Origin of the sequence: Maribacter polysiphoniae (assembly GCF_003148665.1) — a bacterium.
GTDB classification, from domain to species: domain Bacteria; phylum Bacteroidota; class Bacteroidia; order Flavobacteriales; family Flavobacteriaceae; genus Maribacter_A; species Maribacter_A polysiphoniae.
Window position 1 is genome coordinate 183,535 of record NZ_QGGQ01000004.1, and the last position, 26,360, is coordinate 209,894.

Genomic DNA, 26,360 nt, shown 5'->3' on the forward strand with positions numbered 1-26,360 from the left:
GTTTTGTTGATCCTAGCCTTCGTCTGAACATGATATTATTGTTCCCCGATCATGCTGTCGAACCATTTATACAAATCGCCTTTGGTGATGGTAGCTCCTTGTTTGATCAAATTGAATTTGTCCAGGTTCTTATCTTCGGTGTACGCTTTTGATGCCATTAAATATTCAACAAAATCGGACTGCCAGTTTTTCTTGAACCAACCGAACCCTTCCTTGGTCATTAAATCGACATCCGGGTTCATCACCTTAACCGAAATAAGCTTCATCTCCTTATCGGTCAATTCGAACAAATGCATCTGTTGTGCGGAAATATTCTCTAGATACGCAACCTTGGTCAATACCCCTTCCCAAATTAAATCACTGAAAACATCCAACTCCTCTTCTGCCACTTCCGGCTTCTTGGCCTTTAGTTCTTCCCACTCTTCGGCCGTAATGGATTGTGTTGCCAAGAAATTTATGAATTCCTGATGCAGTTCTTCCAATTGTTGCTTGGTCAATCTCGTATATTTCATCGATTATCTGATTTGTTACTGGTTTCAGTCTGCAAAAATAAAAAGCCCTGACAGAATCGTCAGGGCTTTTAAGATTATTTTCTGTATTCTTCCTAAAAAATATAACGTACCCCTATTTTACCCCCCTCTACGCTTCCATAAACAGTCATCTTATCCTTTTATATTTTGAAGCGGGAGCTTGACCGTTAACGGCAAACTGTATTTACAGCATATTCAAAGTATTAATGCTATACAACAGATTTTATTCCAAAAATAAAACCGAGACCCTGACCTTCTATCTATATTTTAACGTTCACCAATGGTTGTCGTAAGTTTGGATAGTTTAGCCTGTTCCAGTATCTGCAAGGTTACGTGAACAATATTATACAATAAGATATATTGCATTTGCGTTGCCTCTTTGTTCGTGGCAAGCAATTGGGTGCTTATATCCTTGAGCATATTTTCAATCGGTTCTATTTCACTATTGTGTTGTGTTGTCAACCAATTAAAGGCATCGTCCAATGCTTTTAAAATGTCATTCTCAAACTCCAGCACCTGTAAAGTCCCTCCCTTTTCCTGTGCCCTGTGGGCCCCTAATGCCGATAAATACGACAACAAGGCATGGTTTAAATAGGTTAGCGTAAAAGCCGTTTTATTCAGTTGTTGCTGTTTTTGGGGATCTAACTGCATGTTTTGCCAAACCTTAACCAAGGCATTATCGGCACGATGGGCTTCCCTTCTGGCTATTCTATATTTTAAATCATCTGTTGTAGGGTTTTGGTATTGATCCAAAATAGCCTTAAAATAAGCTGTATTTTTATGGATAACCCCACTCAACAAACTTGGTAGTTTTTTGTATTGCCACTCCGGCCATAAAAACCGGACTACCATAAACGAAATAAACGCACCTATTAGTGTGGCCAATAAACGAGGGGCCATAACGTCTACCCCTTTGTTGGACATGATATTAAAGGCGCATAACACAAAAATGGTAATAAAAACAACCCCTACTGAGTAACGTCGTTTCATCCAAATAAAAAACAAATAGGCCGAAGTGATCAGTAGTACAATTTGTCCAGAAAAAGAAAACAGTCGAATTATCAAAACACCAACAACCACCCCCGTTAAGGTTCCTATAGTTCGTTCCAATAAGCGTTTTCTTGTTTCACTGAAACTGGACTGTAATACAAACAAAATGGTAAGGACTACCCATTCCCCTTTGTCTATATTAAAATATTGATAGACCGTAAATCCAATTAGAAAAGACACACTCAACCGCAACGCATGTCGCATTCTCGGATGATTGATGTTTAATTGCAATTTTAACCGTTCAAAATACGAACGCGTTTCTTTTTCCAATTTTGGCAAGGAATCCGTGTCGTAATTCTTATCAATGCACTTTAATGTTTCATGGCACTGCGTAATATTATTGATCAATAAACGCAAAGGAAGCGAACCTTTTAATGAATTGGTTTCCAATAATCCGTTCATGGTTCCTACCAACCAACTTAACGCCATTGGATGTTTGTACGGACTACCGGTAAGTAAACTTTCGGCAAAATTCTTGGTAGCAAGTGCCAATTCATGCAATAATTGGCGAATACCCGCAATCAATTCAATGTTGGCTGGATCCGTAGTCAATAAATCGTACCGTTCATGACTTGAGGTCGCCCGTTCGTGCAATCCTTGCAACACCATAAAATAATGCAAATAAGGCAATAAAGGTTGCTGATTTTTAAGCGCCTCCCCATAGCTGTTCAAAACTTCCTTACAGGAATCCAATGCCTCAACTATTTGTATGTTCAACAGGGCAAGTTTTGTTCTTACTTCTTTTTCTGATTGCCCATCACTGGGGAACAGTTTGGCCTTTTCATCAAAATAGTCTGAAAGCGCATAAAACCCTCTGGCCAATTGTTCATTTAGAAGACTATATGGCTTTAGAAGCAATATAACATACGAAAAAACACCATAAATAAAGGCCCCCAAAGAAAGAAGGATAGGTTGTATATACCAATTAGGACTTATTTGCGCTCCAATCATTGTATAAACCCCTATGAGCAAGGCTCCAAAAGTCACACCCCTAAAACGCTCACTGATACCCCCTATCAGTATAAACACAATGGTTGAAAGGGATAGACCAATACCTAGCAGTATGGGGTATGGTTGCAATAATTCAACTGAAAAACTGGAGATAGCAAAACTGATAATTTTTAAAGCCATGGACTTTAAGCGCCCGTTCGGGTGGTCCTCCGTTTCTGAAAGCACCCCGGCAAGTGCACCCAAACCCAATGTTACAGCATAAAATGGCAATCCCAAGATCACCATAAAAATAACCAGTGAACCTATGACGATAGTTCCTTTAAACGCCAATAGCCTATTAGGGTTCTTTAAAAACAGATTCCGATAATATTTATACCAAGAAATTTGTTTTAAGTTGAAAGAAAGTCGTTTCATCGCCATGGCTATTTGTGCCTTTTGTAATAAAACCACAAAAGTAAACAATAGCACTGGCTTCGTCTGTATTATTAGATCATATCAGTCAATTTCTTGCAAGGGTGAAGTACCCCTTCCCTACCCAGCCACATGGTTTCAACTTCCTGAAATGACGTTTTTCGAAGCTTGGATGTCCTATCATACCGTAAACAAAAAGCCCTGACGATGCTGTCAGGGCTTTTAAGATTATCTTCTGTATGCTTCTTAAAAAATGTAACGTACACCAAATTGCCCTTGCCATCTAGACAAAAGACTTGCATCATACCCAAAAGTCTCGGTCAACTCAGGATTAAACGTATAGGTAGGTACATTTGTGTTTGGATCTACCGAAACACTTAATGGATTCAGATTATTTGGCTGTTGAACAACACCCCAATCCGAATTCAATAAGTTTCCTACATTCAAAATATCAAAACTCAACTGAATGGTATGGGTCTTACCCCCTGCAACCTTAAAGTTATAGTCCTGAAGAATCTTTAAATCCCATTTTCCCCTCCATGGGGCCAAAGCACCATAACGCTCGGAATATTCCCCTCTATGGTCACTCAAATAATCATCTTGCTGAATATATGATTCAAAGGCCGCCGCTTGATTCGCTCCGGTAAATTGCATTTGTTGTACTTCGGTAGCGGTGGGAATATAGATTAGGTCATTGTTTTGGAACGAGCTATCGTTGTTTATATTACCCGCATAGGTATAATTGAACCTACCCCCTTGGGCATATTCAAAGAAAGTGGAAATGGTGGTTGCCCATTTATTGTCTGTACCGTACTGGAATTGTTTTGAACCTACACCGATAAAACGATGTGTATCCCCATATTTTGAAAAGCCCAACACATCGGCATTGGCATCACCTAAATTAGGATTGAAATCGAAAGCATCCCCTGTGATTTCAGCTTCAATGGAATTTACATCCTTGGCATTTAAATAACTATAGGCCAACATGGCGTAAATACCATTATCAAATGTTTTTTGTCCTTTTAGCGATAGGTTCCAGATACGTCCCTTGTCCGAATTTGTAAATACGTAAGCACTTGTTGGCCCTCCAAAAGCATTGGAGGAAACATCACTCCCCAAATATATCGGTCTATTATCGCCAGGAGCATTCAAGGTTCCTGATGGGTCACTGTACGCCCAATTCTGTACGTGGGAAGCATTCAAATCCTTCGTATAGGAAACATCGGCGGTTAAAACGAATCCGTTGTCAAATGCCTTATCCGCACCAAGGTTGGTTCTCCATACTTGAGGCCATTTAAAATCTGGATCTACAGCTTGATAAAAGAAGAAGTCCACACCCTGCACTTGGTTACCCAACCATACAAAAGGCAATCTTCCTGTAAACACCCCAGTTCCACCACGTAGTTGTAACGTATTATCACCTTGTACATCCCAATTGAACCCTACCCTTGGGGATATCATCCAATCATTGCTTGGCAACTGCTCAGAATCGATCGTTGTCGGTTCCCCCGTATTGGGATTGTAATAAAGATTGTCTGGCTGATAATTCGCTGATTTCCTTTCAATGTTTTCCCTGATTTTTTCCTTGGTATCAAAGTACAACGGCTTATCGAAACGAACTCCGTAGGTCAACTTAAAATCGTCCGTGGCACTCCATTCATCCTGAAGGTAAAAAGAAAGTTGGCCAACGTTTGTTTCCGCTAGCGTCCATCCACCATCCGCTCCATCCTCAAACTGATTATTGTTCGCATAAGTCGCTTCAGCACCTTGGATCATTCCATCGATCATCCCTCCTGGCTGGGCATTATCCAAAAATTCCTGTACGCTTCTAAAATTACCGAAATAGTCATCCGAGATAGGAAATCCAAATGTGCCTCCATAAAAACCTAGGTTGAAGGAATTATCGAACTGGAATTTTTCAAAGGCGAAACCAACGGTATACGTGTGATTACCTTTGAAGATATTCATATTATTTGTAATCTGAAACACTTTTTGATCCAATCTATTGTGAATGGAAAATGGTTCATGACCCGCAATAATATAGTTGGAACCTGCACCATCTTGAATAATGATACTCGGTGCCGGTGATGAAAGTGGATCCCTAAAATCATCGAAATGGGAATAGCCAATCTGTAATTTATTGGTTACTTCGTCGGACAGGGTGGAGTTCAACTCCAATTGTACGGAGTTCAATTTATTATTGATCTCGTACCCTGATTTTTCGAACTGCAACGTTGTAAAACTAGGACCCCGTACCCCAATTGCCGTAGGGTGCGCAGGTTTTTCCTTGGAAGCTTTCAAGAAATTATAAATAACCGCCAATCGGTTTTTATCATTGATGTTCCAATCCAGCTTGAAAATACCCTTGGTAGATTCAGAGCCATAGGTAAACCCTTCATAGGCCCCGGTATCGTACCCCAATGTTCCTAAAGCCGATTGTACGGCCATAAGGTCACTTTCCAACACCCTGGACTCATTGATGGCACCAGAACCCGTATTGGGTATCCATCCGTTTGTACCCAAATCATCCCGTTGTTCTTTTTCAAAGTTTGCAAAGAAGAAGAGTTTATCCTTAACGATGGGACCTCCAATGCTAAGACCGTATTGGCTTTGATTCAAATCAGGCTTTACAACACTTTCGCCGCGGATTTTTCCTCCCGTCAAACCTTCATTACGCGTAAAGCCATATACCGTACCATGAAAGTCATTGGTACCACTCTTTGTTACTGCATTTACGGTTGCCCCCGTAAATCCGGATTGGGTTACATCGTAAGGCGCGGTTGACACTTGGATCTGTTCAATGGCATCCAAGGAAATGGGCTGTGAATCGGTTTGTCCACCAGGCGTCGGGGAATCCAATCCAAAAGGGTTGTTGAAAATTGCCCCATCCAATGAAAAGTTGTTGTATTGATCGTTTCGACCCCCAAATGAATTACCACTTGCGGTAGGCTCCAAACGGGTAAAATCCTGCGCTGAACGCGAAATAGTGGGTAAACGGGTCAATTCCCTTCGCCCCACGCTGGTCTCGGCACCTGTTCGACCATCGCCAAAGGTACCTGACCGATCCGAAACCACGATAACTTCATCGAGTGCCTGGCTGTCAGTAACCATTGCAGCATCCAAATCAAAGGTTTGCCCTAAGGTTAAAAACACATTGTCCAGTTCTTGGGTCTTAAAGCCGATATAAGACAAGGTAACCGTGTAAGGTCCACCTACTCTTAGGTTTAACAGGTTATAACGCCCATCCTCATTGGTAATCGCACCATAAGTAGTACCCGTTGGGGTATGGACTGCGACAATATTAGCCCCTAATAAGGGTAAATTCCGATCATCGACCACCTTACCCCTAATATTAGAAGTCGTGACCTGTGCCATTGCCGTAATAGAAACGAACAACAACACCATACTAAGTTGTAGTTTTCTGTACATATGTTTGGTTTGAGTTAGGTCCAAAAATAGCACAAAAAAAGAGCTATGCAGGCATAGCTCTTAAAAGTTATTAACGGTAAGTTCCTATTTATCAGCAACTACCTCAAATGGGAAATCGATAATCACATCCCTGTGAAGTCTTACCTGTGCAGAAGCTACACCGGTTCTTTTTACCGTACCTCCGAGAATATTGATGAATTTTTTATCAATCTCGTGTCCTTCTTTTTCAAGTGCAGCGGCTAAATCTATTGATGTAACCGATCCAAAAAGTTTATCACCGGCACCAGCCTTTGCCTTAATTTTAAGTTCAAGGGTCTTTAATGCCTCAGCTACTTTATTTGCAGCGTCAATGACTTTCTTTTCTTTATGGGCTCTCTGTCTTAAATTTTCTGCCAATACCTTTTTTGCTGAAGGAGTAGCCAATGTGGCCAACCCTTTAGGTATTAGAAAATTTCTTCCGTAACCGTTCTTAACACTTACTAAATCGTCTTTAAAACCTAAGTTTTGTACGTCTTCCTTTAATATAAGTTCCATGGTTCGTTTCTTTTATTTTAATAAATCACCAACATAGGGCATAAGTGCCAAATGGCGGGCTCTCTTAACGGCCTGTGCCACTTTTCTCTGATATTTCAAAGAAGTACCTGTTAACCTTCTTGGAAGAAGTTTTCCTTGTTCATTAACCAATTTCATTAAGAAATCAGCATCCTTATAGTCAATGTATTTAATACCTGACTTTTTGAAACGACAATATTTCTTTTTTGTGTTGGTTTCGATATTCAATGGGGTCAAATATCTGATTTCCCCATCTTTTTTACCTTTTGCCTGTTGTTCTATAGATGCCATAGTACTTACGCTTTAGATTTTAATCTTGTTCTTCTTTTCTCAGCCCATTCAATGGCATGCTTGTCTAACTTTACAGTCAAGAAACGCATTACACGTTCGTCTCTTCTGAATTCCTGCTCATAAGGAGCGACCACCTCTCCAGGTGCTTTGAATTCAAATAAGTGGTAAAAACCACTTTTTTTGTTCTGTATTGGATAAGCCAATTTCTTGAGCCCCCAATTTTCTTTGGATACCATTTTGGCATCATTCTTGATTAAGAAATCCTCGAATTTCTTAACTGTTTCCTCTATCTGTACATCTGATAGAACGGGATTTAAAATGAAAACAGTTTCGTAATTGTTCATAAATATTTTGTTTTAAGGATCGCAAAAATAAGAATATTTGTGAGTTAACACAAGAAAACGAGAAAATCTTCGTTATAGATAGGATAAATATAATAATTGAACGAAACCAAATCTTAACTTAATGATCATTGCAGATTACACAGTATTTAATACAATGTTTACAACTTTAATTGCAGTTCAGCGTGTTTTTTCGGTAATTTGTCGATGATTTAACCCCACAAATCAACCCTTTATGAAATTAAGAAGTATTATTGTTGATGATTCATCAATGCAGCGGATGGCAGTCGCAAAATTGGTCAACAACCATCCTAACCTAGCCATGGTTGCTGAATATAGCAACGCGATCGAGGCAAAGAACGGTATCAAAAACCATGAAATCGATTTGATTTTTCTTGATGTCGAAATGCCCATCATTAATGGATTTGACCTACTCGAGTCCCTAGAAAACAGTCCTCAGGTGATTTTGATCACCGGTAAACCTGATTATGCCCTTAAGGCATTCGACTATGACGTAACAGATTATTTGCACAAACCCATTACGATGGCACGTTTTGATGCATCTGTTAAAAGAGCAGTCGCAAAATACGAACAAATGAACAGGGTTCTTGAGGATGAAGAACACATCTTCGTCAAGAGTAACCTTAAGAAAAGAAAAGTTATACTTAACGATATTAAGTGGATAGAAGCCCTTGGTGACTACATAAAACTAGTGACTGATGAAGCGAATATCGTAATTTTATCAACAATGAAATCTTTCGAAAAGCAACTGCCTGAAGAAAAATTTCTTAGAATCCATAAGTCCTATATCGTTAACCTTGAAAAGGTTGAGAAATTCAACAGTAAAAATGTTGAAGTAAGCGGAAGGTCTATTCCTTTAAGTAGGAACAAAAAAGCCGAACTGGCGGAAGCGCTAAGTAACGTTTAATTTTTCCTGGGAAATTTCTGGGATTTACAATTCTAGATGTGGTCTACATTGTAGATTACCCTAACACTTCTGAACTGCGAAATAGCATTAAAGGAATTTTCTATTCTTTTAATGCTATTTTTTGTTTTGCCCAATGGTTGTCCCAAAGGGATCTTAATAATCACATTCTTCAGGTATTGATTCCGTATTCGTGCCACAGGAGGGTATTCTGGCCCTAAAATGCCTGACCTAAAAATAGTTCTCAGGCCTTTGGCGAACCATTCGGCAGCATCGTTCAACGTATTGTAATTTTTGTGCTTGAAAGTAATCTTGATGATTCGGTTTACTGGTGGATAAAGAAACTGTTCCCGCTCGTATAACTGCTCTTTGAACATTCCCAAATAATCATTGGTTGAAACCTGTTTCAATATTTGATGATAGGGATTGAAACTCTGGACGATCACCTTTCCCCTTTTTTGGGTACGCCCTGCCCTACCCGCAACTTGGGTCAATAGTTGGAAACTGCGTTCATGGGCGCGATAATCCGGGAAATTCAATAAAGAATCCGCATTCATTATCCCTACCAGGCTCACATTTCTAAAATCGAGTCCTTTGGTAAGCATTTGCGTACCCACAAGCACATCCAATTCCTGTTGTTCAAAGGCCGTTATTATTTTTTCATACCCATATTTTCCCCGGGTCGTATCCAAATCCATCCGGCCCACTTTTGCATCGGGAAACAATTTCTTAAACTCATGCTCCACCTGTTCGGTTCCAAACCCTTTCGTATCCAAGGTTGGACTACCACAGGCCTCACAGATTTCCGGAAGGGCTATATGGTGTCCGCAGTAATGACAACGCAATTGCTTTTTAAACTGGTGATAGGTCAAACTTACGTCACAATTGGGACACTGGGGGGAATGCCCACAGGTGGTACATTCAACAATAGGCGCAAAACCCCTACGGTTCTGAAACAGGATCGCTTGTTCCCCATTATCCAACGTATCCGTGATTTCCTCCAACAATCGTTCAGAGAAATGTCCCTTCATTCGTCTTTTTCGGGTCTGCTCCTTTAGGTCGACCAATTCAATATCGGGCATTAAAACATCACCAAACCTTCTATCTATTCTTGCATAACCGTATTTTCCCGTCTGCGAATTGTAATAACTCTCTATGCTTGGGGTGGCTGACCCCAAAACAACTTTGGCCCCGTGCAGATTGGACAACACGATTGCCGCATCCCTCGCATGGTATCTCGGCGCAGGATCGAACTGTTTAAAAGAACCTTCATGTTCTTCATCGACAACAATGAGCCCTAAATTCGAATAAGGAAGAAATAATGCGGAGCGAGCGCCAATCACGATTTGTGCCTTGGCCTTTTTTGTCAGGACATTATTCCATACCTCCACCCTTTCGTGTATGCTATATTTAGAATGGTAAACAGAGATCTTTTCCCCGAAATACTCTTGAAGTCTTGAAATCAATTGCGTGGTCAATGCTATTTCAGGAAGTAAATACAAGGCCTGTTTCCCTGCGTTGATACATGTTTCGATAAGCTTCATATAGACCTCGGTCTTGCCTGAGGAGGTAACACCATGAAGCAATGCAACCTTACGATCATCAAAACTACCTTGAATTTCATCCAAAGCTTTTTGCTGATGTTCATTCAGACTTTTTAAATCAAGATCCCCCGCAGTACCGTCATAATTGACCCTATCGACCTGTATGTGGTATTCCTCCAAAACACCTTTGTCTATCAAGGTCTTGATCACGGCCTTGGAACTGCCACTCATCTGTTCCAAATCGGTGATCTTTATCGGCTTCTTATCCTTTACTTCCAATTGGAAAAGGGATAAGACCACTTGACTTTGTTTCGGAGCCCTTGTCAATGATTGCAGTAACTCCTCCAACTTCCCTTCGGATTGGTATGCTGTACCTAATTTTACATACCGTACCAATTTTGGTTTATATTGCTCGTAAATCTCGTCTTTTAGAAGAATGACCTGCTTTTCGATCAACCTGTTCAATATGGGCAGTACATTTTTCCGGTCGACAATGGCACTGACCTCATCAACCCTAAGCATCGATTGATGCTGTAAGGCCTCATAGACCAAAAATTCATCATCCTTTAGATCACTTTCATCGACCTCTCCCCTTTCATTCCGCAAGATCAGGGTTTCACTCTCCAACAAAAATGCGCTTGGCATGGCACTTCGGAACACCTCCCCAAGCGTACACATATAATAATCGGAAATCCACCGCCAATGTTGCAACTGTAAGGTGTTTACCACTGGGGCATCATCCAATATCTTATGGATTTCCTTAGCCTCATACACCTCAGGAGGGGTGGTATGGATTTCAAACACCAAGGCCGTGTATATCTTTGATTTACCAAAAGGAACCGCTACACGCATCCCAGGTTGTAAAAACTGGGATTCAGGTTCTGAAATACTGTAGGTGAAAAGCTTTTCTAGCGGAATGGGTAAGATGACGTTGATGAAATGTTGCATACACCCCGTCTTCTAACTTTCAACGCGCAACCAAGTTTGCGTTCTATAAATAAAAGCCAAATAACCCCGAACCTTGAGCTCATTGTGATTTTCCGGATTCAACCAGATCTTACATCGAAATGTCATAGCCTGCTGTGGATCGAATAGTTTTTTGCCTTTCCATTCCCCATTATGATGCTTTTTAGCTTCCTCAATGATCATCATACCTAAAATTGGCCGATCTTTTAATTCACCCTCACATTTGGAACAAACGGCATCTTCTTTGCCATCTTCCACAATCTTGACTACCTGGCCATACATGAGGCCATCTTTCTCATAAATATCAATAATGGCTTTGGGCTTGCCTGTACGGTCATCAATGGTCTTCCATTTGCCGAATACACTTTGCGATTGTACGGTAAAGGAGAACATGACCAACATTCCCAATAGTAATAGTTTACTTCTCTTTGTCATCTATATTGATGTTTTTTCGTAATGAATTAAGTGATGCGTTCAGTTCGAACCCGAGTAGCAATATATTGGAATTTAACCAAATGAACACCATTAGGATCAATAATCCTCCCAATGCCCCATATAATTCGTTATATCTCGCAAATTTCTCAACATAAACACCAAAAAGATACGAAGTCAAAACAAAGAGTATGGTGGTCATTAAAGCCCCTACCGAAAAGAATTTAGCCTGTTTTCCTTCTGCGGTACCGAAATAATATAAAATGGCGGTTGTGAAATAGGACAAAATCACAAAAAAGAGAACCTTGCCAATCTGGGCCCCTATGATGTCATTCTCCGACAAATTAAAACCATTGGATTTTGCTGCCCATTCACTTAGATAATCCAGAATATAAAATTCAAAATACACGTAGATGGCGGCCCCAATGATCAAAAGTACCGATAGGATCAACCCCACCATAAGCGCATAGGCATATTGTCGTATAAAATTTCGGGTTAATTTAACGTGATATGAATTCTCAAACCCCCCAAAAATAGCATTCACCCCATTGGCCATTAAGAATATCGAAATAAAAAATGCCGAGGATAGCACCCCGCCACTTTTCTGATCTTTAATCTGCTGATAAATATCCCCAAAATACTCACTGGTCGCCGATGGGAGAAAAGATTCCAGGAACAATAGGAATTGAGCATCAAAGTTCTCATTGCCCACACTCGCATAAGGCACGATAACAGGCACGAGGGATACCAAAAATATCAAAAGGGGAAATAGTGCCATAAAAAGACTAAAGGCAATGGAACTTGCCCTAGAGGATAATGCCCCCTGTACAATACCCAGGATATACATTTCTGCAAGATCATACAGTGAAAGCCCTTCAAAAGCAGGTAATTTCACCTTTTTCAAAAGGGATACCAGCCAATTGACTACGGGGATTTTATCAAGTTTAGCTTCTATTTCCTCCGACATTTATACCGCTTTAAGGCTAAGGTCCATATTGTAAACCGAGTGTGTTAAAGCCCCTGAGGAAATGTAATCTACCCCACATTCCGCATATTCCCTAATTGTTTGTTCGTTGATTCCTCCTGAGGATTCCGTTTGGCATTGGTCGCCGATCATGGCCACCGCCTTTCGGGTATCGGCATAATTGAAGTTATCGATCAAGATACGATGAACGCCTTTGGTTTCAAGAATCTCCCTAATCTCATTCAAATTCCTTGCTTCGACAATAATTTTGAGGTCCCGTTGGGTTTCCTTTAAATATGCCTGTGTTTTTTGTATCGCCTTGGTTATCCCACCCGCAAAATCGATATGGTTATCCTTAAGCATGATCATATCATACAGGGCGAACCTATGGTTTTCACCGCCCCCTATTTTTACAGCCCATTTTTCAAGGGCCCTAATCCCAGGGGTGGTTTTTCTTGTATCCAGTATTTTAGTTCCCGTACCTTCCAGCAAGGCAACGTAGGAATTCGTCTTGGTTGCGATGGCACTCATGCGTTGCATTGCATTCAACACCAAACGTTCTGCCTTTAATATACTTTGTGAACGTCCGGAAACATAAAAAGCAATATCCCCATATTTCACCCTAGCCCCATCCTCGATCAACGTTTCCACCTGCATTTCATCATCTACTTGGGCAAACACCTGCTTGGCAAAATCAATTCCTGCAATGATCCCCTCATCCTTGACCAAGAGTTTCGCCTTTCCTTTGGCGGTTTTAGGAATACACGCCAAGGAGCTGTGGTCCCCATCACCAACATCCTCACGAATGGCATTGGCAATTATCAAATCGATCTCATGTTGAAATTGTGCTTGTGTAATCATTGGAAAAAATGGTTTGTGCTAAATTACTAAAAACAATATCCAATATGAATATCCTATTGGCTGAAAGTTTTATTTTTGGGACATGACCATAAAACTACTTGCCATCGGAAAAACCGATAGTGCTTCTTTACAGCATCTTATATCCGATTACGAAAAAAGACTCCATCATTATATCAAGTTTGAGTTGGAAATTATCCCGGACCTGAAAAATGTAAAAAATCTTTCTGAAGTCCAACAACGAGAAAAAGAAGGTGCATTGATCCTGAAAAAACTCAACAACACCGACGTTTTGATTCTTTTGGATGAAAATGGAAAACAATTTGATTCCGTTGGATTCTCGAATTACCTTCAGAAAAAGATGAACTCAGGCATAAAACAATTGGTTTTGGTCATCGGTGGGCCCTACGGTTTTAGTGATGCCGTATACGCGAAAAGCCAAGGCAAAATCAGTTTATCAAAAATGACCTTTTCCCATCAAATGGTTCGCCTTTTCGTGGTTGAACAACTCTATAGGGCTTTCACTATCTTAAAAAATGAGCCTTATCACCATCGCTGATCTTTAGGGACCATTGATCTCTTTTTTATAGGAATCACTCCCTTTTTTTGGACCGTACCTCCCCCAGTTTTAGTAAAGCACCCTGAACTTAATCGTATTCTCAATCTTACGTAAGGCTTTGATGACCTCCTTGTTGTACTCCTTATCCAAATCGGTGATTACATAACCCAACTCAGAGTCGGTTGACAGATATTGCCCATTGATGTTCAGTTCATATTTGGCCAGTACCTTGTTGATCTTGGCCATAATACCGGGAACGTTCTTGTGAATGTGCAAAAAGCGATGTGCATTGGTTTGTTTAGGCAACCTGATATTCGGAAAGTTCACGGCATCCACGGTGTTCCCCGAATTAATATAGTCCATGATCTTATTGGGGACAAAATCGGCAATGTTACGTTGTGCCTCTTCGGTACTACCCCCAACATGTGGCGTAAGTATTACGTTGGGAAGTCCCTGTAATTTGGAATGGAATTCCCCATTGGCCCTAGGCTCCTCAGGATATACATCCACAGCGGCACCAGCAAGCTTACCGCTTTCCAACGCTGTGGAAAGTGCATCGATATCAACCACAAAACCTCTTGAGAGATTGATCAACATCGCTCCGTCCTTCATCTGGTTTATCTCACGCTCCCCAATAAAATTCTTATTGGCCTTGTTGTCATCGATATGCAAGGTAACCACATCGGAAATATTCAATAAATTTTCCAGGGTCTCACAACGTACGGCATTACCAAGGGCCAGTTTATCATCGATATCATAATAATATACCCGCATACCAATGGCCTCTGCCAAGACCGATAATTGCTTACCTATATTACCATAGCCTACGATTCCAAGGTTCTTACCCCTGACCTCCCTTGAATTGCTGGCTGTTTTGTTCCATTGTCCCCCGTGTATCTCGGTACTACGTGGAAAAACACTACGCATAAGCATAATGATCTCCCCTATGGCCAATTCCACGACAGACCGCGTATTGCTATAGGGTGCATTGAAAACCACAACCCCCTTAGTCTTACAGTAGTTCAAATCTATCTGTGTGGTGCCAATACAAAAGGCTCCTACGACCAATAATTTGTCGGCCGCATCCAGGACTTTTTGCGTTACTTGGGTTTTGGATCGGATACCCAACACATGAACACCTTTTATCCGCTCTATCAGTTCTTCTTCCGATAAGCTCGTCTTTACCAACTCCACAGAAAAACCATCTTCCGAAAGATTATGGAAAGCGGCTGGGTGAACATTCTCTAAAAGAAGGATTTTAATTCTATTTTTAGGATAGGAGATATTTCGTGGCAAATCGTTGACAAAAAGAAACTCATCCAAGTTGGGTGTCACGTGGTCGGCATGTTCAGCGGCTTTTTCCCGATGCACATTTTCAGTATAGGCGAAGAACTTATCGGCTATACCCGCTTCGCGCATTACGTAATCACTATAACCATCACCGATGACCTGAACCTCCCCTTGTAAATCGAGGTTTTTTAAACATTCAATCTTACCATTATGGGTCGCCAGAACATTTTTCTCATCAAAACCAATGATGTTTCCTTGTTCATCGAATTCGAAGGTATTTGCAAATACCCTTTCAGAGGGAATATTGTATTCCTTGACAATAGGATCGATAAATTCTTTGAAACCACAGGAAATGACGTAAATGTCATCAGAGAATTTTTCAAAAAACTCCTTGTTGGATTCAATGGACTTCGAAATCTTATGACGCAACTCCTCCACTAATCCATCCAAATCATCCTTATGGGCCTCCAATAGTTTAATGCGTTGCTCTAGGGATTCTGTAAATGAGATATCCCCATCGATACCTAAATTGGTTATTCGTTGGATTTCCCCAATTATCTCTTCACGGTTCGATTTACCCTGTAAGGTCATCTCCGCCAAAACATCCAAAGCCTCAACCCTGGTCAAGGTACTATCAAAATCAAAAACGTATTTACGTGCCACTTCGGTTATCATATTTAGATTATTGCCTAAAACTTACAGGTTTCCATAAAGATGGAGCAGACCCGATATCCTTTTTAAATCAAGCGATAAAAGTAAAAATTAATTCGTAAGCCATGGGTGGAATCTTATCAAAAGTTATCCCTATCACCAAAAGCCTTCATTTTGATAAATAATTCAATCCATTTTTGGCAAAATCAAGAAAAACCCTTTCCAGATAGGTCCATTAGTTCAAAAAAGTCAGCACAGCCTTGGAAAAATCCGATGTTTTATACGTGCCATTGTGATCACCACCCACGATTTTCAACTTAGCCTTGGGTATGGCCCTTTGCAATTCACGGGGATCTCCATTATCGACATCCTTGTCACCCGCTATGACCAACACTTTCTTTCGTATTGCTGCCAGTTCCTTGAGTGAGGCCACTGGTTGGTATTTTTGTTGCAGGTGCAATGAATGTAAATCGGCGTGAATTGACCTAGCGTAATCCACTGCCCCTTGGGTAAACTCGTTGGTATCACCCGCAAAAGCCGCTGCGAACATCATTCGCCGATTCCAATCGGGAAGGGTGAAGTCTATCCCCATTCCCCCCAACACAGCCTTTTTAACACGCTTATCCTGAGTCAATAATTTAGCTAAAACGATACTTCCGCGGGAGTAGCCCACCGCCTTGTATTTTGTGATTTTCAAATGGTCTATGAGCAACATTAAATCCCTAACCTCGGCATCATTGGAATATGCCTTATCATCCTGAGGTTTATCCGAATCACCATTACCCCTTAAATCAGGAATAATAACGCGATAACCCTTGGCCAGGAGATCCTTCTTCAATACGGTTTGCTCCCATGATTTCCGGGTATTGATAAAACCATGTATGAGTAGGACCGGTTTACCTTCACCTTCATCGGTGAACACCAACGTTGTGCCATCAAAAGAAGTAAATTGATGGGTTTGGCCCCTAAGCCCCCTACCTATGAACAAAAGAAAGAGGAAAACAATACGTATACCAACCATACTCCACTTTTTGATTTATAAGTGATTCCCGACGAAAAATCAGGGTTACGAACTAAAATTCATATACAGGATACCCGCTATGATGGCAAAGCCAAAACTCAATAATGTGCCGATCAAAATATATTCGGTGAGTTTACGATTGTTACTTTCCTTAAGATCATTGAACCTAAAGACCGATTTTGCCGTAATCAATAGTCCGATGGCCTCCCATCTACCCAGTATTATGAAAGTAAGCACAAACAACCTTTCTATGATACCGATATACTTACCGGCATTCGGTAATGACTTATGGTCCAATTCGATCTTACTCGACATACCTTCCAACAAAACACCCATTATGATGGCCGTGGGATAGCTTACAAAAACGATGGCCGTAACCAAGGGCCAATTTATCATATCTATCAAAAGCAAGGTATGTTCATATAGATTTTCAAAATAGACACAGGCATACAGGACCGCTACATGCAATACTTGATCGATAAAAAATGGAATGGTTTTTCGCTTGAACAATGGATTTGCATACAGCTTGGCCAAATCCAAAACATAATGGGACAAGGTTATGGCCACAACGATCTTCCAATAGCTTAAATCCCATAACAACAACATCATTAGTGCTGCATGAAGCAGTACATGCAGGTATAGGTATTTTGATGTTATCTTATTTGCTTCCTTATGGATCACCCAACGGAGAGGTTGCAATAAAAAATCCCCGATCAAATGGGCCAATAAAAGTTTCGTGAACAGCATTATTCCTTAATGGTATTTATGGTGGTTTGATAATATGCCAATAATTCCAAGACCAAATCCAATCTGGCCCTCTTGGTTCTTTGGCTTACCGCCGATTGTTTTATGTGCAATTGATCGGCCAAGTTTTGTTGGGATGTATTGGGGTGACTCAAGGTCAGGTACACCATTTCGGCGGAAACCGTACTCCAATCATCCATAAAATCCGAGGCAAGTTTTAACATGAGGTTCAAAGTACGGTTATATTCCGCATTAGCCGTTGTCAACATTAAATTGACCTTGCTTTCCTTTAATGCCTCCAAGGTTGTTCCCGATCGCTGATAGGCCGTACCATTGGATTCACTTACACCCGAACCGATAAACGATTCATCACCTACGCCAATGCCCATGCGAATGTCTAGCCCTTTTATGGTTTTTACCAAGGCCTTTACCTTAATTGCCGCCATTAAGGCTTCCGTTACCGGTATTCGCAATTGGATTTCATCCCCCCGATAAATCTCCCATGTTGTTGGGGTATCCCCCCATTGGGAGAGGCATGATTTCAATTTAGCCATCCATTCGGTTGAATCATACCCTCTGGAATTAACAATATCGCCTGTAATTACTGCTATCATTTTATAATCTAAAAAGCTAATATTTATTATTTATAAGCTAATTTACTAATATTTATTGATATAAGCTAAATATGTAATGAAAAAAGGCAACTACTTAAAACCATCGCCTAACCTGTGTACAATAGTGGCGGAATTCCTTACCATAGGTAGCAGCCAATTCCTCCTCCTCCGGAATAATCTGAAACCTGTTCATATACCCTACAAAACCAGCGGCCAATAAGGTATTAAAAGCATTGCCCCACCAAAGTCCCCATGCCAATAAAACCATTAAAAGTGCCAAGTACATCGGGTTTCTTGAGTATTTATACAAACCTTTTGTAACCATAGAGGAAACCTTTGATGGTGTTCTGGGGTCAATGGATGTTTTTACAACATAAAATTGTATTAATGAGACCAACCCCACTATTGCTCCCGATCCCACTAAAAAAAAGGCCAAAAATTGCCTGCCAAAAAAATCGAAATCACCAAAAGGCAGCACAATCGACAACACGTACATCAGTATTGAGAATATCACAAAGACAAGTACAGGAGGTAGTTTCAACTTCATAAATCTAATTAAATAATGGCAAATAAAATTACTACTTTTACGCCAGTTATAATTCCTCCCCAATTCTTTCCTTACCGAAATCACGCTATTACTTTGGTATAAATCCGTTATAATAGGCGCATTCATTAGGGCCACACCATAAAATGAAATTTTTAAATTATTGTTATGAAATTGGTTTTTGCCACACATAATCAAAATAAGGTAAAAGAGGTGCAAGCCTTACTTCCTAAAAACATATCCCTTTTATCATTGACCGATATCGGTTGTAATGAAGAAATACCGGAAACCGGGAAAACCCTAAAGGAAAACGCCATTATAAAAGCCGATTTCGTCACAAAGCATTTCGGTTTGCCGTGTTTTGCAGATGATACAGGTTTATTGGTTGACGCATTGAATGGCGCCCCTGGCGTATATTCCGCCCGTTACGCAGGGGAACAAGGGAATTCCGATAATAATATGGACAAACTACTATCGGAATTAAAATCAACAACCCATAGATCCGCAAGGTTTGAAACCGTAATTGCCCTAAACCTTGAAAACAGTCAGCATATTTTCACCGGCACCGTTGAAGGAGAGATCATCGACGAAAAAAAAGGCGATAAAGGTTTTGGGTACGACCCCATTTTTAGGCCAAAAACCTATTCACAGACCTTTGCCGAACTGCCAATGGCCGTGAAAAACAAAATCAGTCACCGAGGTAAGGCCATTCAAGAATTACTAATTTTCCTAAAGAATTTAGCCAATGATACCGAGTAATAAAAAAGGGGAAACCATAGAGGTTTCGGTTGCTTCTGAGAACGCGGAGGCCATAGGCGGGGTACTTATCGCCTTTTTTGCCGCCCTAATGGCCATTGCCCAGATGGTAAACGGGGAGTTGGAAGAAGAAATGATGATAGCCCACAATAAAGTGGTCAACTATTCAAACTGGTATCAATCCAAAAGCATTAAAGAAAGTCTTAACGAAAGTGAACTCCATTACCTTGAGACCCTTATAGAGGCCGGTTTGATTTCCGAAGAAAACCACGAGGTAATAACCTCAAAAATCACGAATACCAGTTCTAAAATAAAAAAGTACGATGCCGAAAAGACAGAAATATTACTAGGATCATCGAACATACCCAAAGAAAAATGGGCACAGGACCTAGACGGGAAAATGGGCGAGATCATCGGTATTAAGGAATGGGAGCTATTGGCCAATGAATATGATGTTGCTACACAAAAATTCGATATTGGGATGTTGTTCTTTCAAATAAGTATCGTTCTTGGCGCTATTTGTATCATCATTTATGACAATCCGAAACTACAGAGAGGTTTTATATTTCTTATGGTACTCTTTGGTATCATTGGGTTTACCTTATCTATTTATGGTTATTATTTAGCTCCTTAGGGGCCAATATACCCATGTAAATAAATAACTGTATCTTTGCACTTTTAATAATTGCCGCCGGTATGGCACGTGTTGCGCTGAGTCTAATGGGTTATAAACGATAATCGCTCTATACAACACACATATTTGCGATTAAGTAATAAACATTATGACAAAATTTGAAGCACTGGGACTGCAGAAGTCCCTATTGGACGCTGTTACCGATTTAGGATTTGAAACCCCTTCAGAAGTACAGGAAAAAGCAATCCCCATTTTATTGGAGCAAGAGACCGATTTGGTCGCCTTAGCCCAAACCGGAACAGGTAAAACAGCCGCTTTTGGCTTTCCGCTCATCCAAAAAATACAAAGTGACAGCAGAACAACCCAAGGGTTGATCCTCTCCCCCACCAGGGAACTCTGTTTACAGATTACCAACGAATTGAAATTATACGCTAAGTATGAGAAAAACATCAATGTCGTTGCCATCTACGGTGGTGCAAGTATTACCGATCAGGCCAAACAAGTAAAAAGAGGTGCCCAGATTGTGGTTGCCACACCAGGCCGAATGAAAGATATGATAGGCCGTCGACTCGTTGACATCTCTAAAATTGATTATTGTATTCTAGATGAAGCCGATGAAATGTTGAACATGGGCTTTTTCGAGGATATCAAGGATATTCTATCAAACACCCCCAAGGAGAAATCCACATGGTTGTTTTCAGCCACCATGCCAAAAGAAGTTTCGGTTATTGCCAAAAAATTCATGCATAACCCAAAAGAAATCACCGTAGGTGATAAGAATTCGGGTGCAACAACCGTACAGCATGAATATTATGTTGTTGGAGGACGAGATCGTTATCCTGCCTTAAAAAGATTGGCTGACACCAATCCTGATATCTTCTCCGTGATTTTTTGCCGAACAAAACGGGATACCCAAAAAGTTGCCGAAAAGCTTATTGAGGATGGCTATAATGCAGGGGCACTACATGGTGACCTTAGTCAGAACCAAAGGGATTTGGTTATGAACTCCTTTCGAAAAAAGCAAATACAAATGTTGGTCGCTACCGATGTGGCTGCCAGGGGTATCGATGTGGATGACATAACCCACGTGATCAACTACCAATTGCCCGATGAAATAGAAACCTATACACACCGAAGTGGTCGAACAGGCCGTGCTGGTAAATCAGGTATTTCCATGGTCATCGTGACCCGAAGTGAGTTGCGAAAGATAAAATCCATAGAAAATAAAATAAAGCAGAAATTCCTTCAGAAAACCATCCCTACGGGAATAGAAATCTGTGAGATACAGCTTTATCACCTAGCCAATAAAATAAAGGAAACGGAAATCAACGAAGAGGTAGAAAGTTATTTACCTGCTATCAATGATGTATTCAAGGACCTTGACCGTGAAGAACTTATAAAGAAAATCATCTCTGTAGAATTTACCCGTTTCTTCAATTACTACAATAAGACCCGGGACCTGAACAGCGCCGATGCAGGTAGTAGCGGTGAAAGACATAGGGAACGTGGTGGTGATGTTCCAACAAGTGGTTCGGTTCGTTACTTTATCAACGTTGGTGAAAAAGACGGATACGACTGGATGTCGTTGAAGGACTTCATCCGTGACACGGTAGGTCTTGATAAAGACGATGTTTTCAAGGTCGACGTAAAAGAGAGCTTTTCATTTTTCAACACGGATGCCGAAGCCACTGAAAAAATATTGGCAACCTTTACCGAATTTAAGGTTGATGGAAGATTCGTAAATGTTGAAGTATCCAAAAATCCCGGTGGCGGCGGAGGCCGAGGCGGAAGGGACAGAAAAAGAAGCGGAGGCGGCAAAGATCGTAGCCGATCATCTAGCAGAAGCAGGGACCGGAATAGTTCCGGAAAAGGAAGGGATAGAAAATCTTCTGAAGGCGGCGCTACATATTCGGGCAAAAGAAGGAGTAAACGTAAAAGTGATTTCTTTTAGTTAATTGTATATTAAAAATACGGTTCTTAGTCTTTTTTGTTTTGATTAGTACCCAATTATTCGGATTTTAGACCAATGATAAAATATATTACCATTGCCTTTCTATTCATAGGTATTATGGGGTTTTCCCAAGAAACCGAATCAGAGGCACAGACATTCAGTGCAATCATTGTGAATGCACAGACAGACAAGCCTTTAGAAAGTGTCCATGTCGTTAATCTAAATAAGGTATTGGGTACAATTACCAATCAGCGAGGTGAGTTTTCAATAACCGCCTCCGTAAACGATACCTTGTATTTTTCCTATCTCGGTTTTAAATCGCAGAAAATAAGGGTGACCAATGACATGTTCAAGTTCGAGGATACCAAAATATCGCTTACCGAATTGGCATATGCCTTGGAGGAGGTCATTGTACGCCCATACCAACTTACCGGCTATCTGGAAATAGACGTCAAAAACGTGCCCATCAATAATGCTTACCAGTATAGTATTTCAGGACTGAACGTGGGTTATGAAGGAGGAAACAAGAACCCTAGTGCCGTAACCAAGGTGCTTGGTGCGATCTTGAATCCTGCCGATTTATTGCGGAACCTCTTCGGGAAAAAACCCAATCAAATGCGAAAGCTAAGACAGGTAAAGGAAGATGATGCCATACGCGATCTTCTTGCCTCGAAATTTGACAGGGAAACCCTTACCGAATTGCTTCAGATTGAAAAAGTGGATATCGAGGATATTCTTAACAATTGCAGTTATTCCAAATCTTTTATCACCACGGCAAACGATTTGCAGATCCTAGATGCCATCAGTAGTTGTTATGAAGAGTTCAAAGTGCTAAATAGGAAGAAATAAATTTTCTTATTCCCCCTGCATTTTATAGCTTTAACCAAAATAGACAACTATGCATCGATCATTGGTATTGCTTTTGGTTTTGGCCTTTTTCTACTGCTGTAAACCAGAGAAAAAAGAAACGATAAAACAACCCGAAATCGTTGCAAATCAAAGTAATCCGGTTGCAACGGAAACGGTTCCTTTCGTTTGGGAAGGTGCCAATATATACTTTTTGCTTACAGACCGTTTTAACAACGGCAACACTACAAACGATGTAAATTTCGAAAGAACGAATGAAACCGGTGAACTTAGAGGGTTCATGGGAGGTGATTTGGAAGGTATTACCCAAAAGATAGAAGAAGGTTATTTTTCCGATTTGGGCATTAATGCCATTTGGTTCACCCCCGTTGTTGAGCAAATTCACGGTGACACTGACGAATCCACTGGGAACACTTATGGTTACCACGGTTACTGGGCAAAGGATTGGACCGCATTAGACCCCAATTTCGGCACAAAAAAGGATTTGGAAAAATTGGTGAAAACCGCCCATAAAAATGGTATCCGAGTTTTGATGGATGTCGTTTTGAACCATACGGGACCGGTTACCGACAAAGATCCTGTATGGCCAGAAGAATGGGTCAGGACCAAACCTACCTGTGAATTCACGACTTATGAGAATACCACGGCATGTACACTGGTAGACAATCTTCCCGACATTTATACAGAATCCGATGAGAATGTTGAGTTACCTGATGCCCTTTTGGCCAAATGGAAAACCGAGGGACGTATCAGTACAGAACTCGATGAGTTGCAACTTTTCTTTGATCGTACCGGTTACCCTAGGGCTCCCCGTTTCTATATCATAAAATGGTTGACGGATTACGTCAATGACCTGGGTATCGATGGATTTAGGGTGGATACCGTTAAACATGTTAATGAGAATGCATGGTCCGAACTTTATAAAGAAGCCTCGGCAGCCTTTGAATCCTGGAAAAAGAAACATCCGAACAACGTATTGGATGACAATTCCTTTTACATGGTCGGTGAGGTATATAATTATAATATCTCCAACGGAAGATTGTTCGATCTTGGTGATAAAAAGGTTGATTATTTCAATCATGGATTCAAAAGTTTGATCAATTTTGAATTGAAACAAGACGCAGATATGGATTACGAATCCATATTCAAAAAATACAACAAGCTTTTACATACAGACCTTAAAGGCAAAAGTGTCCTCAACTATCTAACGTCCCATGATGACGGCAATCCCTATGACAAGGATCGCAAGAAACCCATTAGGGCCGCGAATGTACTATTATTAACACCAGGGGCCTCCCAAGTATATTACGGGGACGAATCCTCTAGGGATCTAACGATAGAAGGGGCTGTTGGTGACGCTACCTTACGGTCCTTTATGAACTGGAAAGACCAAGACAGTTTGCCTGGGACCAAGAATATTTTGGCCCATTGGCAAAAATTAGGCAAATTCAGGAAGAACCACCCGGCAATCGGTGCTGGCAAACACAAAAGACTTTCCAAAAAGCCTTATGTCTTTAGCAGAACCTATATCAACGATGATTTTAAGGATAAGGTTGTTGTGGGCTTGGACCTTCCAATAGGCAAGAAATCACTATCGGTCAAGGGATTCTTCGGTGATGGCACAAAACTACATGACACCTATTCAGATACCTATATGGAAGTTAAGGATGGTAAGGCCATCTTTGAGAGCGGGTTTGATATTGCTTTATTGGAATTGGCCCAGTAATTAGAAATAATAAATCCACATTTTAATGAAAAATGAAATTAAGTAGAAGAGGCTTTGTGATAAAGTTTTTCTTAGGTGTTTTGGGATTGTTCTTCTTGGATGCATTTTGGTTAGAACAATATTTTATTGAATGGAATATATTTGATATTTCCAATGGTAACCAAAATAAAATAAAGGCTATTCAGTTGAGTGATCTTCACCTCAAGGAAATAAAAAAAGTCCATAAACCAGTTGCCAAACGTATCAATAAAGAACTTCCTGATGTACTGCTGATTACCGGGGACTCCATTACAAGGAATTCGAGAATACCTTTGTTAAGTGAATTCCTTTCCCTACTTGATTATAAAATTAAAAAAATAGCCATATTGGGTAACAAGGAATATTCGGGCCGTGTCAACCTAAAAGACTTAAGAGAAACGTTAGAATCCCATAATGGCATCCTATTAATCAATGAATCTTATGTTTTTGATATTAAATCAAGAAAAATAAACATATTGGGCGTTGATGATTTTGTATTTGGGAAACCTGATTTTGCCAGAGCCTCCCAAGATATCGACTACAAATTGCCCACAGTTGTCCTAAACCACTGTCCTGCATATCGAAAGACAATTGATGAAATAAGTTCTTCCTTAGATATAAAACCAACGATTCTATCGGGACATACCCATGGTGGCCAAATAACCTTTTTTGGCAGACCTTTAATGACACCTTATGGAAGTGGCGAATATGTAAAAGGTTGGTACCCCGGTGAAACCTCCCAAATGTATGTTTCAAAAGGGGTAGGCACTACAATTCTCCCCATTCGGTTTGGAGCCCGTGCCGAAGCTTCAATCCTCTATTTTTAGGATTATTTTTGAGAATGCAAAGCGATTCTATTACCCTCAGTGTCCTTTATCAAGGCCATAAAGCCATACCCGCCCCCTATTTCCGTCTTTTGCTTAAGTATGGTGCCAGAAGCCCCTTCTACCCGGCTAAGCTCTTTGGTGAGATCCTCACAAGTAAAATACAATAGAGGACCTTCGGTAGTGCTCGGGATATACATACTATGTTGAACCAAAGATCCAGAAGCACCTTTTTTTTCGGGTGCATTGGGAAACCATCCCATTATCAGCCCATCTAAATCATGAACACTTATGGTAATGTCAAAAACCGTTTCATAAAAAGCCTTCGCGCGATCCATATCAGTCACAGGTATCTCGAACCAACCTATCATATTATATTCCATAGGTATCAATTTTCCAGATTTTCCTTTAGGGATTGAAGTCCCTCTTCAAAATCCTTTCCCACCATTTTATCCATGCTCATAAACAACATCATGATGCTCATGGGAAACTTATTCCTACCTGAAAATCCCCAAGTAACTTTTGTCGTATTGTCACTAAGGCCTTCCACTTGTAAATAACAATCGGAGGTTGACTTGAACGGCTTAAAAAACCGCAGTTCCCCTTCAACGCGTTCCCCCTCAATGATCTTTGTGATTTCCTGCTCACCTTCACCCACATCTTTATTGCCATTCCAATAACTAATGGCACCAACTTCACCATCGGTTCCCGTAAATTTATGATCCATATTCGGGTCTTTCTTTTCCCATGGAGACCATTCCTGTTGTTTTTTAAGGTATTTCAGATATTCGAACACCTCCGCTTTGGGTCTGGCAACCTCAATGCTCCTAAAAACATTGTACTTTTTTGGTGCAATCATGGCTAGTATCACAACTAGGACCACGATTCCTATCAGGACATAAAATAGTATATACATT

Annotated in this window: 25 protein-coding genes; 8 read left to right on the top strand and 17 right to left on the bottom strand. The window is 40.6% G+C overall.

Annotated elements, in window-relative coordinates; genetic code table 11:
* Window positions 1-35: 35 nt before the first annotated feature.
* From LX92_RS10575 to rpsF, 6 genes are all read right to left on the bottom strand, one after another.
* Window positions 36-512: a DUF6495 family protein gene (locus tag LX92_RS10575; RefSeq protein ID WP_109650299.1), complete on the bottom strand. Its 477-nt coding sequence runs from the start codon at window positions 510-512 to the stop codon at window positions 36-38.
* A 285-nt stretch (window positions 513-797) separates the two neighbouring features.
* On the bottom strand, window positions 798-2,945 hold the full coding sequence (yccS, locus tag LX92_RS10580) for a YccS family putative transporter (protein ID WP_211315854.1): 2,148 nt from the start codon (window positions 2,943-2,945) through the stop codon (window positions 798-800).
* A gap of 243 nt (window positions 2,946-3,188) precedes the next feature.
* The gene (locus LX92_RS10590; RefSeq protein WP_109650306.1) at window positions 3,189-6,371 is read right to left on the bottom strand and encodes a TonB-dependent receptor; all 3,183 of its coding nucleotides are present in this window, start codon (window positions 6,369-6,371) and stop codon (window positions 3,189-3,191) included.
* 84 nt (window positions 6,372-6,455) lie between these two features.
* Window positions 6,456-6,905: a 50S ribosomal protein L9 gene (rplI, locus tag LX92_RS10595; protein WP_109650308.1), complete on the bottom strand. Its 450-nt coding sequence runs from the start codon at window positions 6,903-6,905 to the stop codon at window positions 6,456-6,458.
* Between the two features lie 12 nt (window positions 6,906-6,917).
* The gene (gene rpsR, locus LX92_RS10600) at window positions 6,918-7,214 is read right to left on the bottom strand and encodes a 30S ribosomal protein S18 (RefSeq protein WP_013307341.1); all 297 of its coding nucleotides are present in this window, start codon (window positions 7,212-7,214) and stop codon (window positions 6,918-6,920) included.
* 5 nt (window positions 7,215-7,219) lie between these two features.
* Window positions 7,220-7,558: a 30S ribosomal protein S6 gene (gene rpsF / locus LX92_RS10605; protein ID WP_109650310.1), complete on the bottom strand. Its 339-nt coding sequence runs from the start codon at window positions 7,556-7,558 to the stop codon at window positions 7,220-7,222.
* Window positions 7,559-7,790: 232 nt separating this feature from the next.
* On the opposite strand from rpsF, the gene LX92_RS10610 reads away from it, so the two are divergent.
* Window positions 7,791-8,483, top strand: a complete 693-nt coding sequence (locus LX92_RS10610; RefSeq protein ID WP_109650312.1) for a LytR/AlgR family response regulator transcription factor — start codon at window positions 7,791-7,793, stop codon at window positions 8,481-8,483.
* 32 nt (window positions 8,484-8,515) lie between these two features.
* Here the strand turns inward: LX92_RS10610 and priA are convergent, their stop codons facing one another.
* From priA to nadC, 4 genes are read right to left on the bottom strand one after another with little or no spacing between them, the layout of a single operon-like run.
* A complete protein-coding gene (gene priA, locus LX92_RS10615; RefSeq protein ID WP_109650313.1) occupies window positions 8,516-10,972 on the bottom strand; it encodes a replication restart helicase PriA in 2,457 nt (818 codons plus the stop codon).
* A 12-nt stretch (window positions 10,973-10,984) separates the two neighbouring features.
* Entirely contained in the window at window positions 10,985-11,425 is a 441-nt protein-coding gene (locus LX92_RS10620; RefSeq protein WP_109650315.1) for a DUF2147 domain-containing protein, read from the bottom strand.
* A complete protein-coding gene (locus LX92_RS10625) occupies window positions 11,409-12,389 on the bottom strand; it encodes a YihY/virulence factor BrkB family protein (protein ID WP_109650317.1) in 981 nt (326 codons plus the stop codon). Before LX92_RS10625 ends, LX92_RS10620 begins: the two co-directional genes overlap by 17 nt.
* The gene (nadC, locus tag LX92_RS10630) at window positions 12,390-13,247 is read right to left on the bottom strand and encodes a carboxylating nicotinate-nucleotide diphosphorylase (RefSeq protein WP_109650319.1); all 858 of its coding nucleotides are present in this window, start codon (window positions 13,245-13,247) and stop codon (window positions 12,390-12,392) included. It abuts the gene before it with no gap.
* Between the two features lie 82 nt (window positions 13,248-13,329).
* Here nadC and rlmH point away from each other — a divergent pair, with 82 nt between their 5' ends.
* Window positions 13,330-13,803 carry a 23S rRNA (pseudouridine(1915)-N(3))-methyltransferase RlmH gene (rlmH, locus tag LX92_RS10635; RefSeq protein WP_109650322.1) on the top strand — a complete coding sequence of 158 codons (474 nt, stop codon included), beginning with the start codon at window positions 13,330-13,332 and terminating at the stop codon, window positions 13,801-13,803.
* 69 nt (window positions 13,804-13,872) lie between these two features.
* Here the strand turns inward: rlmH and serA are convergent, their stop codons facing one another.
* The 5 genes from serA to LX92_RS10660 form a co-directional block, all read right to left on the bottom strand.
* The gene (gene serA / locus LX92_RS10640) at window positions 13,873-15,768 is read right to left on the bottom strand and encodes a phosphoglycerate dehydrogenase (RefSeq protein ID WP_223308363.1); all 1,896 of its coding nucleotides are present in this window, start codon (window positions 15,766-15,768) and stop codon (window positions 13,873-13,875) included.
* A gap of 211 nt (window positions 15,769-15,979) precedes the next feature.
* Entirely contained in the window at window positions 15,980-16,765 is a 786-nt protein-coding gene (locus LX92_RS10645) for an alpha/beta fold hydrolase (protein ID WP_109650324.1), read from the bottom strand.
* A 45-nt stretch (window positions 16,766-16,810) separates the two neighbouring features.
* Entirely contained in the window at window positions 16,811-17,512 is a 702-nt protein-coding gene (locus LX92_RS10650) for a DUF3307 domain-containing protein (protein WP_223308362.1), read from the bottom strand.
* Window positions 17,512-18,123, bottom strand: coding sequence for a SatD family protein (locus tag LX92_RS10655; protein WP_109650328.1), 612 nt, complete (start codon window positions 18,121-18,123; stop codon window positions 17,512-17,514). Before LX92_RS10655 ends, LX92_RS10650 begins: the two co-directional genes overlap by 1 nt.
* A gap of 94 nt (window positions 18,124-18,217) precedes the next feature.
* On the bottom strand, window positions 18,218-18,670 hold the full coding sequence (locus tag LX92_RS10660; protein ID WP_109650787.1) for a methyltransferase family protein: 453 nt from the start codon (window positions 18,668-18,670) through the stop codon (window positions 18,218-18,220).
* Between the two features lie 165 nt (window positions 18,671-18,835).
* Here LX92_RS10660 and LX92_RS10665 point away from each other — a divergent pair, with 165 nt between their 5' ends.
* The 6 genes from LX92_RS10665 to LX92_RS10690 all read left to right on the top strand — a co-directional run bounded on the left by LX92_RS10665 (window position 18,836) and on the right by LX92_RS10690 (window position 25,446).
* Window positions 18,836-19,426 (top strand): non-canonical purine NTP diphosphatase, encoded by a 591-nt coding sequence (locus LX92_RS10665; protein WP_109650330.1) that lies wholly within the window; start codon window positions 18,836-18,838, stop codon window positions 19,424-19,426.
* On the top strand, window positions 19,413-20,057 hold the full coding sequence (locus LX92_RS10670; RefSeq protein WP_109650332.1) for a DUF4337 domain-containing protein: 645 nt from the start codon (window positions 19,413-19,415) through the stop codon (window positions 20,055-20,057). The genes LX92_RS10665 and LX92_RS10670 overlap by 14 nt, the downstream gene beginning before the upstream one ends.
* Window positions 20,058-20,205: 148 nt before the next feature.
* Window positions 20,206-22,008 carry a DEAD/DEAH box helicase gene (locus LX92_RS10675; RefSeq protein ID WP_109650334.1) on the top strand — a complete coding sequence of 601 codons (1,803 nt, stop codon included), beginning with the start codon at window positions 20,206-20,208 and terminating at the stop codon, window positions 22,006-22,008.
* Window positions 22,009-22,083: 75 nt separating this feature from the next.
* Entirely contained in the window at window positions 22,084-22,857 is a 774-nt protein-coding gene (locus LX92_RS10680) for a carboxypeptidase-like regulatory domain-containing protein (protein ID WP_109650336.1), read from the top strand.
* Between the two features lie 49 nt (window positions 22,858-22,906).
* Window positions 22,907-24,601 (top strand): alpha-amylase family glycosyl hydrolase, encoded by a 1,695-nt coding sequence (locus LX92_RS10685; protein WP_109650338.1) that lies wholly within the window; start codon window positions 22,907-22,909, stop codon window positions 24,599-24,601.
* Between the two features lie 32 nt (window positions 24,602-24,633).
* On the top strand, window positions 24,634-25,446 hold the full coding sequence (locus tag LX92_RS10690) for a metallophosphoesterase (protein WP_109650340.1): 813 nt from the start codon (window positions 24,634-24,636) through the stop codon (window positions 25,444-25,446).
* Between the two features lie 2 nt (window positions 25,447-25,448).
* Here the strand turns inward: LX92_RS10690 and LX92_RS10695 are convergent, their stop codons facing one another.
* Both LX92_RS10695 and LX92_RS10700 read right to left on the bottom strand, forming a co-directional pair.
* Entirely contained in the window at window positions 25,449-25,826 is a 378-nt protein-coding gene (locus tag LX92_RS10695; RefSeq protein WP_109650342.1) for a VOC family protein, read from the bottom strand.
* A 5-nt stretch (window positions 25,827-25,831) separates the two neighbouring features.
* Entirely contained in the window at window positions 25,832-26,359 is a 528-nt protein-coding gene (locus tag LX92_RS10700) for an SRPBCC family protein (RefSeq protein WP_109650344.1), read from the bottom strand.
* Window position 26,360: the final 1 nt, after the last annotated feature.